This window comes from Streptococcus uberis, from assembly GCF_900475595.1.
GTDB lineage: Bacteria > Bacillota > Bacilli > Lactobacillales > Streptococcaceae > Streptococcus > Streptococcus uberis.
On sequence record NZ_LS483397.1, the window covers coordinates 1,696,674 to 1,712,421 of the forward strand.

Sequence of the window (15,748 nt, forward strand, 5' to 3'; positions counted from 1 at the left end):
TCCTTCTTCCATTTTTTAGTAAAAGAGTAGCTCGAACAGTTAGCTAATTGTGATTAAACCATCACCGGCATTCACCGCTTGACCCGGTGATACATGAATGGCTGTAACAGTTCCTGCTTGACTAGCAACGATTTCATTTTCCATTTTCATTGCTTCAAGAATCATCAAAGGCTGATTTTCAGAAACAGAATCTCCTGGGTTAACAAGGATTTTAAGAATAGTACCAGGCATTGGGGATGCCATAGCATCAGCACTGGCTGGACTAACTGATGCAGAAACCGGACTTGGTGTTTCTGCAGCGGTTTCAGCAGCTGGAGCTGACGGTACTGGAGCCGGAGTTGATGCTGGGGCTGCTGCAACTGGAGCTTGTACTGGAGCACCTCCAATTTCTTCCATTTCAACTAAATACTCTTTACCATCGATTGAAATTTTAAATTTGCGTAACATGTATCATGTCTCCTTTAAGGTTTTATTTTTTTTGATAAATAGCTTTTACATTAAACTGACTGTCGGGAGCATCCCCTGAAGCAATGCTAGTCGCAATCAATGACAGGTTCACAACTTCTGGATTCCGTTGAAGAATCCTTTTGACAACAAATTGACTTTCCGGATAATCCCCAGCAGCTATACTACTAGCGATGAGGCTGACAAGTTGAAAATCAGCTGGGTCTGCATCAATATATGCAGGTAGCTGTTCCCAAGAACTTTCTTCCTTTATTTCTTCCTCTTTTATAAGGTGATCTTTGCTATCATCCACGTCACGCCTAAAGAGCTTTTGAAATAGTCCCATGTTATCCTCCTTTCTGATAACTATTACTAACAAACGTCTATTTACTGACGTCATGGCTTAAACCTATTATATTATGAAAACGCATTTATTTTTGGCTTTTTTGTGTTCTTTCATTTTCAGACAATTTATAAAAAACGATTCAAGCCTTTCATAAAATGGAAAAGGCATTGATGTTTTTTAAGTGTTTTTTTACAGAAAACCGCTTTCATTTTCAAGCGCTTTCATATAAACTATGGTTGTCAGTTATTTATGAGACAGGATTTGAATGAAAGCATTTTCATTCACAATGTCTCTTGAAATAACACATAAACACACTAAATATATTATTAAAAAGGAGAGCAGCACATGTTACTCACAGTTTTGGCCTATGCCATGATCGCCGTCTTCATGTATGTGGTAATGACAAAGAAAATGTCACCACTATCATCCCTAGTAATGATCCCTTTAATCTTTACGATTATTGCCTTTTTAACTGGTAGCGCTGATATTACTGCCGATGCTAGTTTTGTTGACTCACTTGGTGGTGAGAAACTTGCCAATAATTTAACAGCCATTGGCCCTATGGTTATGTATGGGATTAGTCAAACCGCTAAAACCGGTATTATGCTTTTATTTGCCATCCTCTACTTCTCAATCATGTTAGATACAGGACTTTTTGATCCTATCACTGAAAAAATGATTCGCTTTGCAAAAGGCGATCCAATGAAAGTGTTAATGGCAACTGCAATTGTGGCTGCAGCCGTTTCTATGAATGGAGACGGAACAACGACAACCTTAATTGTTGTTTCAGCTTTCTTACCTATTTATCAAAAATTAAACATGAAGGTTATGAATTTAGGTGTTCTGATTATCCTTCAAAATACCATTATGAACCTTCTGCCATGGGGTGGACCTACAGCTCGTGCGATGTCAGTACTCAATGTTGGTTCAGAAATATTAGCCTATTTAGCTCCTGGAATGATTCTTTCGTTACTTTATGTCATTTTTTATGTTGCACCAAGCATGGGACGTAAAGAACGTAAGCGTTTAGGAATCACTAATCTTACTGAAGAAGAACTTCTTAAATTAACCACTATTTCTGATCCAGAAAAAGAAGCCATTCGTCGACCACAATTCTTCATCTTTAATGGTTTACTCACCATTCTTTTAATTGCTTGGTTGGTTGCTGGTTCGTTCATTTCAGCTATTGAAGTGCCATCATTACTCTTATTTGCAGTTGGTACCATCCTAGCTCTCATGGTTAACTATCCAAAACTTAAAGATCAATCAAAACGTATTGGTGATAACGCCGGAGATGCTGTGCAAGTTGTTATCTTAGTCTTTGCAGCAGGTATCTTCATGGGACTTTTCCAAGGTTCTGGTATGGCCAATGCTTTAGCTCAAAGCTTTACAACAATCATTCCTAAACAACTAGCTGGATTCTGGGGAATTATCATTGCCCTAATCTCTGCACCAGGGACATTCTTCTTATCAAATGATGGTTTCTACTATGGAATCATGCCAGTCCTTGCTCAAGCAGGTGCTCGTTATGGATTTGATAATATGAGCATGGCTTTAGCTTCTCTAATGGGGCAAGCCTTCCACTTACTAAGCCCACTTGTTGCCTTTATCTATCTCCTACTTCGTTTAACAGGTTTAGATATGGGAGAATGGCAACGTACAGCTGGAAAATATGCCTTAGTCATTTTTATCATCTTTGTTGTAACCATTATATTGATGGGGCACATGCCTGTTTACATCCCACAATAAACAACCATCATACCTCCTTAAAAAGGTTATACTTGTCTCAAGCATAACCTTTTTTTAGTTGATGATGACTCGCATTCAAAGGATGAGCAAAGCCATGACTTCAATTTATGATATAATAAGAAAATATTAAAGGAGTGCTTATGAATTCAATTACACAAATTGTTAAAAATAATTTAGAGTTGTCACAAAATGTTCCCCTCAAAATTGCTTTGTATCATGCCTTTAAAAAGACAATTGTTTTAAGGGAAATTCCCGCAGGAACACGAATTAATGAAAAAGAATTTTCAAGTGAACTCAATATCAGTCGAACCCCAATAAGGTATGCTTTAGGTGTTCTTGAGGAAGAAAAATTAGTGGAACACATTCCAAATAGAGGGATTATCGTCAAAGGTGTAAGCTTACAAGATGCACTGGAAATTTTTGAAATCCGCAAAGCCCTTGAAACCTTAGCGTCAACAACAGCAATGAATTTGATGACTAAAGATGATTTCGAGGAAATGCGTCAGCTTTTGGAAACCTGCGAATGCTACCTCAAAAACCAGGAAATTGATAAAGTACTAGCCAATTTTAATGATTTCAATAATTTAATATATGAAAAAAGTCAGATGCTGCGCTTAAAAGAAATAGTATCTGAATTACAAGCCTATTTGCTCTATTTCAGACGGATTTCCATTTCTTCAGATGATAGACGTCGAAAAGCCTTAGATGAACATTGGCTCATCTATCGTGGCATGAAAAATAAGGATTACCAACAGGTCACGCTCATCACCCATGAACATTTGAACCATTCCTTAGAATTTATCATTCAAGAAATGGAAGAAACCAATGATCAGTAAGGAGACTTTATCTTATTTTAGTCAATTAGCTTGCAAAGCACTCTTAAATGAAGTCAGTTTAACACCAAAGCCTGGTCTTGTCGATTGTTCCAATAATGGTGCACATGATGATATGACCATTATGACATTTTTAGAATCAAGCCTAGCTTTGATGCCCCACTTCAACCGTTATATCGAAATCGGTTATCAGTTTTATCAAGATAATCCAAAAGACTTATTTGAGAAGTTGAGACAAGAAGGCATTTTAGCTGAAAAAACCATGTTTACCGCTACAAATGGGGTTAATACCCATAAAGGAGTCAACTTCTCCTTTGCTCTTATTCTAGGAGCCACTGGTAGTTACTTGGCTCAACATCCTCATATCGACAAACATTATCACTTCACATCAAGGGATAGCCATGCTATATGCCAACTCATTATTCCCATGACAAAGCATTTAATTGCTCAGGATTTAAGTCATCTTGAAGAAAAAAAGCAACTTACCAATGGAGAAAAACTCTACATAAAATATGGCATCAAAGGCCCTAGAGGGGAAGCTAGTCAGGGCTATCCAAGCTTAACACAAAAAGCCTTGCCATATCTCCGGGAATTATCCGAAATTGAGACAGATAAACGAATTCTTCAATTACGCTTACTCCTTTATTTAATGTCCTTTGTTGAAGATGCCAATCTTATTCACCGTGGTGGCATTGAGGCATTGTATCAAGTGCAATCGGAAATAAAAAGCTACCTCCAAAAAGAAAGTAGCACAGATGCCTTAATGACTTTTCTGACTGATTATAACCAAATATTAATCAATAGACACCTTAGCCCAGGAGGGGCTGCTGATTTATTAGCCTTAAGCTTGTATTTCGCCTTTTTAGAAAAACTACTTTAAAAAAAGTTTGGACTAAGCATCCAAACTTTTTTTAGAAGAAAAAGGTGATTAATTTTATCAATAAAGGCATTATGATAACCGTATATAGGGTGCGGCTAATCTGAATACTGGCAATCTTAGGCATATCTCCACCTAATTCTCCTGCTAACAAGGAAATATCTGTAGCTCCCGCTGGAGATGAAGCAAATAAGGCTGATTGGATATCAAAAATACCTCGCTTGTACATGAGGTAACCAAAAAAGGCATTTATGAGTAAATAACTTGTCAAAAGGAGAATAATCGGAACTATTAACTGAGACATCTGCCAAATACTATTAGGCGTAAAGCCTGATCCAATCAATGCCCCCGCACAAATTTGTGCCAAATAACGAATCCAAGGGGACATTTGTTTTGTCTCATGTGTGATTTTTAAAACTGTCGAAAAAATTAAAGATAAGATTAAGGTCCCTACAGGGATGCCAAGTTTTAAACCAATTACGCCACCAATACTAGCAACAAAGAGGACCAAAAGGTCGTTTTTCACCCTTTGAGACCCTGAAAGACTAACTTTTCGACCAGTAAATTGCGATAGGCCATTTGAAGGCTTTTGTCTTAATTCTGGGGCAAATCGTTTTGTGATAAAGGAAACCCAAACTGGCAAAATTAACAAAATCCCAATTAAGCGCACTGACTGCATAGTTGCAACAACATCTGTTTCTGCTCCCATATCAATGGCCATTAAGGAAACATCCACAATACCTCCAGGCAAGCAAGATAAAAAAGCCGTCACTAAATCCATCTTAAAAAAGAGACAAAATAAGCTACCAAGTATAAGCATATTAAGGGTAAAAAGTGACATGAGCCCCAAAATAGAGGGCCCCACCTTCGGCAGCTGGATGATATCTTTTTTTGTCACCTGTTGTCCGATATATGCTCCACTGATAATCTGAGCAAATAACTTCATTGAAGGAAGCGTGTCCAAAGAACCCATGGTCATTGAGACCACTGCTACCAAAAGCATGCTCCCAATCATAAAAGGAGCAGGTATTTTGAGGAACTTAGCAAGTAGCCCTCCCAACAGTCCTACGACTAGGGTAAAAACAAGCATTAACACATCATCTATCTCCTTTCTCAGATCATCACTTACTGGAATCTTTTTCTTAACCACTATCTTACCATGTCCGTACAATCACTGCTATGACAAATACGATAATATGTCTCACTAAGTTGTCTTTTTCTTGTTTTTTCGGAGCATTCAAAACCACTCCTCCTATCTTTTCAAAGTCAAGCAGTGGTATAATAGGCATAAAACGAGATAGGAAAGGAGTTATTATGTCTTTATTTAGAGTAGATAGGATATATTCATCCGACAAGAATAATCAAGAAAAAGTCACCAGACTATTAGAGGCCGCTGGCATCAAAAGAGATCAAAATATTGATTACACCTGTGGTATCTTTGAAGAAGATGGGACCTTAATTGCCACTGGTAGTCTTTTCGCCAACACTCTCAGATGCTTTGCTGTATGCAAACGCTACACTGGTGAAGGTTTGTTAAATGCCATCATCACCCATCTCATCCACAAACAATACGAAAGAGGCATCACCCATCTCTTTGTCTATACCAAACCTGAAACCAGTCCTTTCTTCCAAGATTTAGGCTTTTATCCCATTCTCTCCATTCCTAATCTTGTGACTTTTATGGAGAATCGCAGAGCAGGCTTTGCCAATTACCTTGACAAATTAAAAGCGGAAAGCCCTCAAACAAGTCAAAGTGCTGCACTCGTCATTAATGCTAATCCCTTTACGCTAGGCCATTTACACCTGATAGAAAAAGCAGCGTCAGAGAACGGGCATGTCCATCTTTTTATGGTCAGTGACGACAGTAGTTTGGTCCCTTTTCCTATTCGCAAAAAACTGATTAAAGCTTGTACCGCGCATTTAAAGAATATCACTTATCATGAAACAGGGCCTTATATTATTAGCCAATCAACCTTTCCTAGCTATTTCCAAAAGGATGATCAAGCCGTCATTCGTAGTCAAGCAGAATTGGATGTGACTATCTTTGTTCAAATTGCTAAAACATTAGGCATTAACAAACGTTATGTTGGGCAAGAGCCAACCAGTATGGTCACCAATCTTTACAATCAGATAATGTCTAAGAAACTTCCTGAAATGGGAATAGACTGTGTCCTCATTCCTAGACTAGAAGTTGATGGGCAGCCTATCAGTGCTTCTACTGTTCGACAAGCCATAAAAGAAGGGCGACTTGATGCTGTCAAAGCTTTGATTCCTAAAACAACCTTCGATTTTTTTAACAGTTCAGAGGCAGCTGATATTATTTCTAGGATTCAAAAACAAGACTCAGTCATTCATTATTAGAAGAAAGCCTAAACAAAAAACCACCACTAGCTTAGCTCTGATGCTTGTAATGGCGGTTTAAACACTAAATATATTATTAACATAATATCAGATGAATAAATACGATCTGTTAACCAAGCTTAAGGTATTGTTTTAACAATAGCAGGTTTGACCAACAGCAAAAGGATGTTCTCACATGGAAATAAAAGATATTGAATACGTCAATGCCATTCTTGATCACGGCAGTGTTACTAAAGCGGCACAAGCCCTTTATATCACACAGCCCTAATTAAGTACCTACCTTAACATCCTTTCTGATTGGTTTAGTCTTTTGACCTAACATAGACTTTCCATCTACCACTTGATCCAATATTATCCTTAACCCTATGATACTCCTCCCTTCCTATGCTATAATATTACAGTAATCACTTTTACTAAGGAGAAATATATCTTATGATGAATATGCAAGACTTGTTCCATGATTTTTTATGTCTTGTAATCATTAGAAATGTTGATTTAAAGCCTTTTTAAATTTACTAAGATCAACTAAAATCACTTAAATTTATTACAATAAGACAAAAAATAGACAAAGACAGTATCAAAATGTACTTAAATAGCTTTCATCGAATCGATGAAAGCTATTTTTATATTTTTTTGTAAATTTATTATCAACATAATATGGCAAGTTTGAAATTATGGTAGCCACATATGATATTTAATACTGAAAAAGTGCTACTTCCAGCTAATAAAATATCACTCATAATTAGTTCCTTTGATCTACATTTTATAGAATATCAATTAACTATTTTACTATTATGATTTAATATCATTTTCATAAAATTCCGAGCTTCATGATAAACTTCTGCTTCAATTTCAGCATATTTTATAAAAGTATTTTCGACCCAATTATTTCCATGCCCAGGTACATCTGGTACAAAACGTTCTATCTCACCACAATCCAAAATAAATATATTATTTTCTTTTAGAAATTCATTTATATAATTGAATAGATTTGTACACTCACCTTGAGGGATAATACTTTTCCCACCAGTTTTTAAGAGTTTTAAACTGTTTATCTCTCTTAAAATTGATTTTATTTGCTCAACTGATTGTGGTGACATAAATTTATCAGTATTATATATTTGATTAATCTCATTTCTTATTTCTTCTTGGGTCTTTACTTGACTATTGGTTTCTTTTTGGAATTTTTCTATAAATTTTTTATGATTAGGAGCTATCTTACTATAACAATTAGGGTTAGATGAATTTAACAATTGTTTTAAACTATCAATATTATTTATTAAATCAATATCAGCTATTATTTTATACTTTATACTCAAATCTTTAAGTAAAGGTACAATTTTCTTAAATTGTTCTTTTCCTCCAACTGCACAAAATAATGTATTTTGATAAGTCGTTAAATCTACATATTCTAATATTGCAGAGTAAAACTTGCAATCACTTTCGTTCTCACACAAAATAACCTGATTATAAAATAATCCATTTAGAATATTTGTATACTTCAAATTCTTATCACTAGAAATTTTACTGATACTGGAATTATCAATTAAATTAAATACATTTTGACTACCAAGTCTATCTATTTTTATTATTTTGATTCTTGAAGCATCTTCTTCAAGAGCACCTCTAATGAAATCAATATTGTGAGTTGAGATAAATAATTGTTTATCTCTAGATAACTTAACTACATTTTTACCTAACGTTCTAGCTTGAGGAGGATGTAAAAATGCTTCCGGCTCATCAATTAATATTAATGAATTTTCATTAACAATTAGCGAGGATAATATTGCAACTGTATTTCGAATTCCATCCCCTTGATCTTGTAAATCTTCTAATTGTTTTAGCTGATTTATTTTTTCTCGGCTATCTAATTTAAGAATTTTAGTAATCGTATAACTATCACTAATTTTATATTTCTTTATTATATTCCTATCTACATATTCCTCAAATATTTCAATTGATTTTTGAAAGCCTGAATCTAAAGCTTGGTTTAATTTATTAATCGAATCAAAATCTCTTTCAAGTTTTTTCAAAATATTTAGACTCTGCATATTATACGCATAATTCAATTCTATAGGCCTTGTTAATACTAAACGATTCTCAGTTGATAAGAATGAGAATAATGCTTTATAAAAACTTTTTTTATCATAAATATCACTAAAAGAATTAGAATCAAAATAATAAGAACTGTTATCATCTATCCATACACAGTATTGCCCATAAGTATTTTTTTCAAAATTATTTTCAAAATAATCTCTAAGTTTGTTTTCAGAAAAACCAAAAGTTTCATACTCTAGTTTCTTTACTAATACTTTTGTATTTGATATTCCATTTAAATCGTCTCTCAAATCCTTTAGGGTACGGCTCTTTCCCGCATTATTACCGCCAACAAGTAAAACAATATCATCATTATTAAATACAATCGTTTTACCATCATTAAAAGTAATTTCTCTAATGGTTACAGAGGGAAAATCAATATTTATATTATTCATTTTTAATATCCTTCATAAATTGTTTATTAATTAGCTTTCAAATAACTTAATAGTTAATAAGCAAAATAATATAAACAGTTATAAAACTTTTCCTATATTATAGTACAACAGATGAGAGTCATTTCTCGTTTTCTCATTAGTATACTCCTACTTCACTCAAATTGTTAGCTTTCAAGTACTAAATATCAATACTACCTTTCAGATATAAATTAGCTTGTCCTGATATTTTAACAAGATGCTCTTCCAAATGAATCATCATCAACCCTTGTCTTTCAGATAATTGCTTAGCTATTAATCGTTTTTTTCCAAGTTTTATCGCCCAAATTAGTGCTAGACGCGTTTGTGCTGAGCCAGTAACAGGATCTTCATTGATACCATAATTTGGTGCAAAGTAACGAAGAACATAATCAATATTTTTTTCTGAACTTTGGGCTGTAAGTGTCACTCCATGTGGTGCTAATTGACTAATTTTCTCTAAATCAATTTTGAAATTCTCTATAGATTCTTGATTTTCCAGATATAAAACAAGATGCTCTTCATCTGCTGTTCGATAAGCTTCCAGGATAGTAGATTCAATCGATTCTCTCATCATCGCTGTTATTGGAACTTGCTTAACGTCAACCATTGGAAAAAATAACGTTATATCTTCACCACTAATAGTTACTTCTAGAAGTCCTGACTTTGAAGAGAAAGTGATATGACTTAAATCATCTTCAAGATAACGTGAAATTACATAGGTACTTGCTAAAGTCGCATGCCCACATAAATCCACTTCTTTTTCTGGTGTGAACCATCTAATCTTATATAGATCTTTTTCTTTTAAAATAAATGCAGTCTCAGATAGTTTATTTTCTTTAGCTATTTTCTGCATTAAATCCTCTTTAATCGGTTCATCTAAAACCACAACCCCCGCAGGGTTGCCACTAAATGCCTTATTGGTAAAAGCATTCACAACATAATAAGGTAACATATCACATTCCTATCTTTTCAAGTAAAACATAAAATGAAGAATCCTATTATACCAATGCTATTTTTTCTAAAAGATTTTCTATTTCAAGATAATTTTATCCCTCAACAATTTGTAATGTAATGCACATTCACTTACAATCTCTGAAGTTTCTGTAACAATGGTTCTCTATTCTATGAGTAATAAGGCTATTCTCTTACGGAGTCACTATTAAATATTTTGTAAAGTACTTTTCAAAATTCATTACAAGGGTTTAATTTGATTTCCATTTTCATCAAAATTGGATTTATCCAACCATCTTTCCAATCGTTCTTTATTTTCAGGCCATTCTTTATCCAAAATTGAATACCAATTTGTATCTCTGCTTCGACCTTTATATATTATAGCTTGTCTAAACGTTCCTTCAAATTTAAATCCTAATCGCTCTGCAGAACGTCGAGAAGGAGCATTCAAACTATCACATTTCCACTCATAACGACGATATCGAAGATCTTCAAAGACGTACTTCATTACCAAATATTGTGCTTCAGTTGCCATTATTGTTCGTTTTAATTCTGAAGAATAAAATACTCCACCCATCTCAATAACTCTATTTTTTGAGTCAATACGCATTAATGAAAATGTCCCTACAGCTGTGTTAGTGTCACTATCAATAATAGTCAAATAATAAGGATCTTCTGACTGTAACATTTTTTGAAAAAAAATATTAAATTCATTTTTATCGTTAAATTTACTAAAAGACATGTACGTAAAATTTTCTTCGGGTGAATTTTCCCCATAGATTTTATACAAGTCTTCAAAATGACTCTGATTTATTTTTTCAATTCTAACGGAATCACCTACTAGAACACCAATTTTTGGTAAATAAACTTTTGTATCATTTTCAACAAGTTCTCCTAACGGTTGATTAAAACTATTATATCTCATTTCTATCCCCTATTCTTTAACTATTACTGCCTTAAAGTAGTTTGAGAAAAAATACTTTTTCAATCTACTTTTTATAATGCAGTTTCAAAATGCTTATTTTCTTTAGCTATTTTCTACATTAAATTCTCTTTAATCAGCTCATCTAAAGCACAACACCGTCAGGGTTGACACTAAATACCTTATTAGTAAAAAGATTCACACCATAATCCTGTAACTAATAAAATTCCTATATAATACTGACAACTAACCTATCACTTGTATAATCATCTTCAAGCCAACACAAATAGATACTTGTCACTAAATAAAGCTAACTAAACTTTTATCTCATGCAACGTCATTATTTAATTATTAAGTGAAATAAAATACTACAACCCACCATATCCAAAATACTTTTTATATTTAAAATAACTCTCTCATCTATTTCGAATTCTAATTTCCCTCGTCTAAGTGCTCGTCAAACCTGAAGTTTACACCTAGTTTACCACTTGTGGTAACATATTCTCTAAACTTATAAATAAGTGGTTCCCACTTGCTCACATTTAAATAGTTATCGTTGTATAAAATATTTTCGTCAACCATTATATTCAATACCTTACATTCAACTATTCCAAAGCCATCTCTAATCATAATTTCTGTCACTTTTGCTTCAATTTGGATTGGACACTCTTGAATTCTTTTTGTTTGTACTGTATGTCCGCTAAGTTTGGTAAAATTACCATAAGAAAATTTATCTTCACAGTATTGATAATTTGATAACTTTTTATATTCAGGGATATCTTTGCTTCCAGTTAGCCTACTAATAGATTCAACTTGTTTCCATATTTACTACTAGGAATATTTAGTGTTAGATCTGAGTTTATTTTAAGATTTTTAAACCCTTTATTCTCAACCCCTAAACCCAGAACAAAGTATTTATCAAGTGTCCAAGAAGAACTAATTGGTGTAATATTATCTGCCCCACTTTCTGGATCCACAGTTGTTAATAGTATTACAGAAGCACCATAATAAAAAGAATCTTTTTCTATTTTTTTAAACATCAATATATCCTCATTTCATTTTTGAATTTAAAATCAATAATTAAAACAATATAAATTCATAGATATTCTGATCCACACCTTGGTCTGAACAGTAAAAGATCTATCGTATAACCTCACATTCCATAAATGGCAATCTTCTTGTTTTATCAACAGAGGAAATAGTTTCTCCAACCTGTACTGCTCCCATTTTTTTATAAAAGCCAACTGCATTAGGCTCACTATCAAATGTAAACTTATTTATTTGTCTGTCCTTCAGTTCATCAATTAAATCATTCCACAAAAGTATTCCAAATTTCTTATCAATAAAGGAAGGTGAGACAAACAAAGCATCTAACATCATCATTTTAAAATCAAATGCATAAAAGCCGGCAACTAGCTGATTAGAATAAATAACTTTGACTAAATTATTTTCAATATAAGTCGCTGTTACAGTTAAATCTTCTCGACACTTTTCCATAAACTCATCAGAATATCCCCAATATTTTTTACTTTCAAAAGCGATTTTTGACAACAAATCTGCTTGACTCGAATTTGCTTCTTTAATAATTGGATTCATATTTTTTTGTTTTTCAAAATACTTCATTGCTCTTTTTTCAAGTTTTTGAACATAATCTTTTTTAGCTTTACTATAATCACAAGTATCTTCAAATTGATTTGATAATTTCTCTTTGAACTTACTATAGTTTCTTACTTCATTTCCTTTTATTCTTAAATAATCTCTAAGCATTAAATGCCTTTCGATTTCTTTAACATTACTTACTTGATAAATATGAATATGATGACTTCTATTGTCACCACCTTTTCGTAGCAGTCGTCTCCCGATAATTCCCCACTCCCCAGCATAGTCATAAGCGGCATCCTCAAGTATTTTTTGATAATGATCAATCACTTGAATATCTTTAACAATTACCATTATATCTATAACTGGCTTAGCTTTCATTCCTTCAATCGCCGTACTTCCAAAATGTTATAACCTTAAAATTTCTGTTCCTAATATACTTTTTAAAAGAGTACATTCTTCCTGATATTGCTTTTTCCATTCAGGATTAAACTCTGATAATCTGACTTTCATATACCCTCCATTTGATAGGTGCAGCAATAATACACTATCTAAATTTTACAATTGTTCAAAGAAAGACAAAATGATTGGACTAATCAGACCATGTTCAATTTCCATTGCTGGTTGAAAAAGTGTGATCAAATAAAAATGTTTATTTGGTAGCTCTAAAGCTCTTATTTCATCCCCAAATGTGGCAGAGGTCACCCAATCTCCTTGATTGATTAATTGTGAACTGTATCTATTATTTAATGAATAATTACAATTGTACCAACCTAAGTAACTATCCTTCATAATAATTGATTGAAGAAGGGTTCCTTTGGCTATTCGGAGTTCTTGTGAAATATTTCCTGATAAAGAACAAGTCAACTTATTTACTACCTTATGAAGAGCTCCATTGTATAATTCTTCTGATGTTGCATCTGGTAATCCAACCGAATTTCTAAAATATTCAATGATTGAATATTGAAAGCCACTACAATTTGCAATGAAAGGAATATCGACTTTTAGTCTCATATAATTGATCAACTGTAAAACATTTTCATCGTTTTGATATGGTCCTCCTGGAGTCAGCCAAACACCATCAAAATGCTGTATTACCTCTAAATCTATCTTTTGTGTTGATACCCACTCAAAAGATACTATTTTTCTCCCATTATTATACACGTGGAAACACTTCTCTATTGCTAAATGATTAGTACTATCTTTCCGATCACCTACTAAAAGTATCTTTTTTTCTTTCAAATGACTTTGCCCCCTCAATTAAAATCCAAACTAAGTACATCAATATGCTAGCTTTAAAAAAATAATTTAATCATATTATATAATTTTTACATCAAATCGATAATTAAAAAGTCTCATATCGAGAACTTTAGTTAGTGTCATATATCTTGACCAAATAGAAATAACTAAGTCTTACAAAAAAACTAACCAGCAAATAACAATTTGTCTGATTAGTTTTTTTATTATTATTTAACAAATTTTAATATCCCAATACTTACAAATAAAAGGAAAATTCCTAGATACATAAATGTGATTGAAAAACTTAAAGAATCAATAATGATACCTATTAAAGGAAAAATAAAAATCATTATAAAGCTTCCAATCATAGCGTTAACACTTAACATCGTTGCCCTGATATGAGTTTCAAACTCTTGCTGGATGTCATTATTGTATATAGGTATAAACATAGCCACAAGTCCATCACTAACTATGAAGATGACAACATACATAGCAGGATGAGCATACATAGCTAAAATAAATAAGAACGCTGAAATGGGGATTATCATCTTAAAGACTTGTCTTGCTGACAATCTTTCACCTATCTTACTGGCAATCCAAACACCAAATATATTGATACAACAAGAGATTAACATCGTTAAACTAATTTGCCAAGATTGTAGTTGAGTCATTTCATTTTGATAATAGAAATAAAACATTGAAGTAAAAGTAACTAGTGTTTGGCTGATTACCATCCACTTTATTAATCTCGGATTGGTTTTAAATGTCATTAATACCGATTTATAGATATCTCTAAAAGTTGTACTAACTTCATTTTGTTTTTTAACTTTCGGCTCTTTCATAAACGAAATAACCAATATTGCTAATAGAGATAAACCTATCTGAATCATGTAGGTAATATCCAAAAGTCCGTGAACAAAGAAACCTGCTAAAACCATTCCTAAAGCTCTAGTTGCTTCGGAAATACCTGAAATAAAACTAGTATACTTTAAATACTTTTCCTCAAGTCCAGCTTCTTTCGAAGACTCGAACAGCATTGCACTACTTGTTCCCGAATCAAAATTATATGACCAGGCACCAATAATCATTCCTAAAGCATATATCCAAAAATTGCCATTCCCCATTAGCATTAGAAAAGCTGAGCAGATGGTTGAAAAACGGCTAAGATACAAATTAGTCTTATAGGTAAAACGATCTGCCAACATTCCTGAAGGAACCTCGGAAATTAGACTCGTTCCATGAAATAAACTTTCAAGGAGACCAATTTGAAAGAGACTCATCCCATTTTGACTTAAAAATAAAAGCCAAAAAGAGGTAATACCAAAAAAACTAAATAATTCACATGCTCCAAGCAGAGTAATATTACTTTTATACGATTGTTTAAACATATATTCACATTCCTTTTTTTAAAATTCTAGTTATGAGTCATATCTGACTAAACAATCATTGTGCCTACATCTTTCCTCCAATTGAACAGTTAAACTATTCAAATCTCCTTCTATCAAAATTTTTGTAAATATATGTTTTTATCGTTAATAAACCTATTATAGCATAATCTTCTTTTGAAATAATTAAAGTTCTTACTACCATCTCAGAAACATCCTTTCTGATTGGTTTAGTCTTTTGAACAAACATAGACTATCCATCTACTAACTTAATTCAATATTATCTTAACCTTATGACACCCAACCTTTCCTATGCTATAATATTACAGTAATCACTTTTACTAAGGAGAATGAAATCTTAGGATGAATATGCCAGACTTGTTCCACAATTTTTTAAGTCTCGAAATTGTCAGAAAGGTTAATTTTAAGCCTTTTAAAATTTACTAAGACCAACTAAAATCGCTTAAATTTATTATAATAAGACAAAAAATAGAAAAAGACAGTATCAAAATGTACAAAAATCGCTTTCAGA

15 protein-coding genes and 1 pseudogene are annotated in these 15,748 nt (G+C 32.9%); 5 read left to right on the forward strand and 11 right to left on the reverse strand.

Annotated elements, in window-relative coordinates; translation table 11 throughout:
• Positions 1-39 precede the first annotated feature (39 nt).
• Positions 40-447: an acetyl-CoA carboxylase biotin carboxyl carrier protein subunit gene (locus DQM95_RS08710; protein WP_015911896.1), complete on the reverse strand. Its 408-nt coding sequence runs from the start codon at positions 445-447 to the stop codon at positions 40-42.
• Positions 448-469: 22 nt separating this feature from the next.
• On the reverse strand, positions 470-790 hold the full coding sequence (locus DQM95_RS08715) for a hypothetical protein (RefSeq protein ID WP_015911897.1): 321 nt from the start codon (positions 788-790) through the stop codon (positions 470-472).
• A 345-nt stretch (positions 791-1,135) separates the two neighbouring features.
• Here DQM95_RS08715 and DQM95_RS08720 point away from each other — a divergent pair, with 345 nt between their 5' ends.
• The 3 genes from DQM95_RS08720 to citG all read left to right on the forward strand — a co-directional run bounded on the left by DQM95_RS08720 (position 1,136) and on the right by citG (position 4,252).
• Positions 1,136-2,539, forward strand: a complete 1,404-nt coding sequence (locus DQM95_RS08720) for a CitMHS family transporter (RefSeq protein ID WP_046391594.1) — start codon at positions 1,136-1,138, stop codon at positions 2,537-2,539.
• A gap of 140 nt (positions 2,540-2,679) precedes the next feature.
• Positions 2,680-3,375: a GntR family transcriptional regulator gene (locus DQM95_RS08725; RefSeq protein WP_037592678.1), complete on the forward strand. Its 696-nt coding sequence runs from the start codon at positions 2,680-2,682 to the stop codon at positions 3,373-3,375.
• Positions 3,365-4,252 (forward strand): triphosphoribosyl-dephospho-CoA synthase CitG, encoded by an 888-nt coding sequence (gene citG / locus DQM95_RS08730; RefSeq protein WP_037592676.1) that lies wholly within the window; start codon positions 3,365-3,367, stop codon positions 4,250-4,252. The genes DQM95_RS08725 and citG overlap by 11 nt, the downstream gene beginning before the upstream one ends.
• A gap of 31 nt (positions 4,253-4,283) precedes the next feature.
• Here the strand turns inward: citG and DQM95_RS08735 are convergent, their stop codons facing one another.
• Positions 4,284-5,345: an AbrB family transcriptional regulator gene (locus DQM95_RS08735; protein WP_037592675.1), complete on the reverse strand. Its 1,062-nt coding sequence runs from the start codon at positions 5,343-5,345 to the stop codon at positions 4,284-4,286.
• A 218-nt stretch (positions 5,346-5,563) separates the two neighbouring features.
• Between DQM95_RS08735 and citC the strand changes: the two genes are divergently transcribed.
• On the forward strand, positions 5,564-6,610 hold the full coding sequence (citC, locus tag DQM95_RS08740) for a [citrate (pro-3S)-lyase] ligase (RefSeq protein WP_037592673.1): 1,047 nt from the start codon (positions 5,564-5,566) through the stop codon (positions 6,608-6,610).
• A gap of 175 nt (positions 6,611-6,785) precedes the next feature.
• The gene (locus tag DQM95_RS08745; RefSeq protein ID WP_408646200.1) at positions 6,786-6,878 is read left to right on the forward strand and encodes a LysR family transcriptional regulator; all 93 of its coding nucleotides are present in this window, start codon (positions 6,786-6,788) and stop codon (positions 6,876-6,878) included.
• Positions 6,879-7,383: 505 nt separating this feature from the next.
• On the opposite strand, the gene DQM95_RS08750 is transcribed toward DQM95_RS08745, so the two are convergent.
• The 8 genes and pseudogenes from DQM95_RS08750 to DQM95_RS08785 form a co-directional block, all read right to left on the reverse strand.
• Positions 7,384-9,102, reverse strand: coding sequence for an ATP-dependent nuclease (locus tag DQM95_RS08750; protein WP_111686005.1), 1,719 nt, complete (start codon positions 9,100-9,102; stop codon positions 7,384-7,386).
• A gap of 178 nt (positions 9,103-9,280) precedes the next feature.
• Positions 9,281-10,072 carry a PhzF family phenazine biosynthesis protein gene (locus DQM95_RS08755; protein WP_111686006.1) on the reverse strand — a complete coding sequence of 264 codons (792 nt, stop codon included), beginning with the start codon at positions 10,070-10,072 and terminating at the stop codon, positions 9,281-9,283.
• A 240-nt stretch (positions 10,073-10,312) separates the two neighbouring features.
• Positions 10,313-10,996 carry a GNAT family N-acetyltransferase gene (locus DQM95_RS08760; RefSeq protein WP_037592670.1) on the reverse strand — a complete coding sequence of 228 codons (684 nt, stop codon included), beginning with the start codon at positions 10,994-10,996 and terminating at the stop codon, positions 10,313-10,315.
• 788 nt (positions 10,997-11,784) lie between these two features.
• Complete coding sequence (locus DQM95_RS08770; protein WP_037592666.1) at positions 11,785-12,033, reverse strand: hypothetical protein; 249 nt, start codon at positions 12,031-12,033, stop codon at positions 11,785-11,787.
• Positions 12,034-12,133: 100 nt separating this feature from the next.
• Positions 12,134-12,616 (reverse strand): GNAT family N-acetyltransferase, encoded by a 483-nt coding sequence (locus DQM95_RS10160; protein WP_196295977.1) that lies wholly within the window; start codon positions 12,614-12,616, stop codon positions 12,134-12,136.
• Positions 12,617-12,631: 15 nt separating this feature from the next.
• A pseudogene (locus DQM95_RS10165) lies at positions 12,632-12,988 on the reverse strand (GrpB family protein); the annotation flags it as partial.
• Between the two features lie 162 nt (positions 12,989-13,150).
• Positions 13,151-13,834: a CTP synthase gene (locus DQM95_RS08780; protein WP_037592664.1), complete on the reverse strand. Its 684-nt coding sequence runs from the start codon at positions 13,832-13,834 to the stop codon at positions 13,151-13,153.
• Between the two features lie 224 nt (positions 13,835-14,058).
• Positions 14,059-15,219, reverse strand: coding sequence for an MFS transporter (locus DQM95_RS08785; protein ID WP_037592661.1), 1,161 nt, complete (start codon positions 15,217-15,219; stop codon positions 14,059-14,061).
• Positions 15,220-15,748 lie beyond the last annotated feature (529 nt).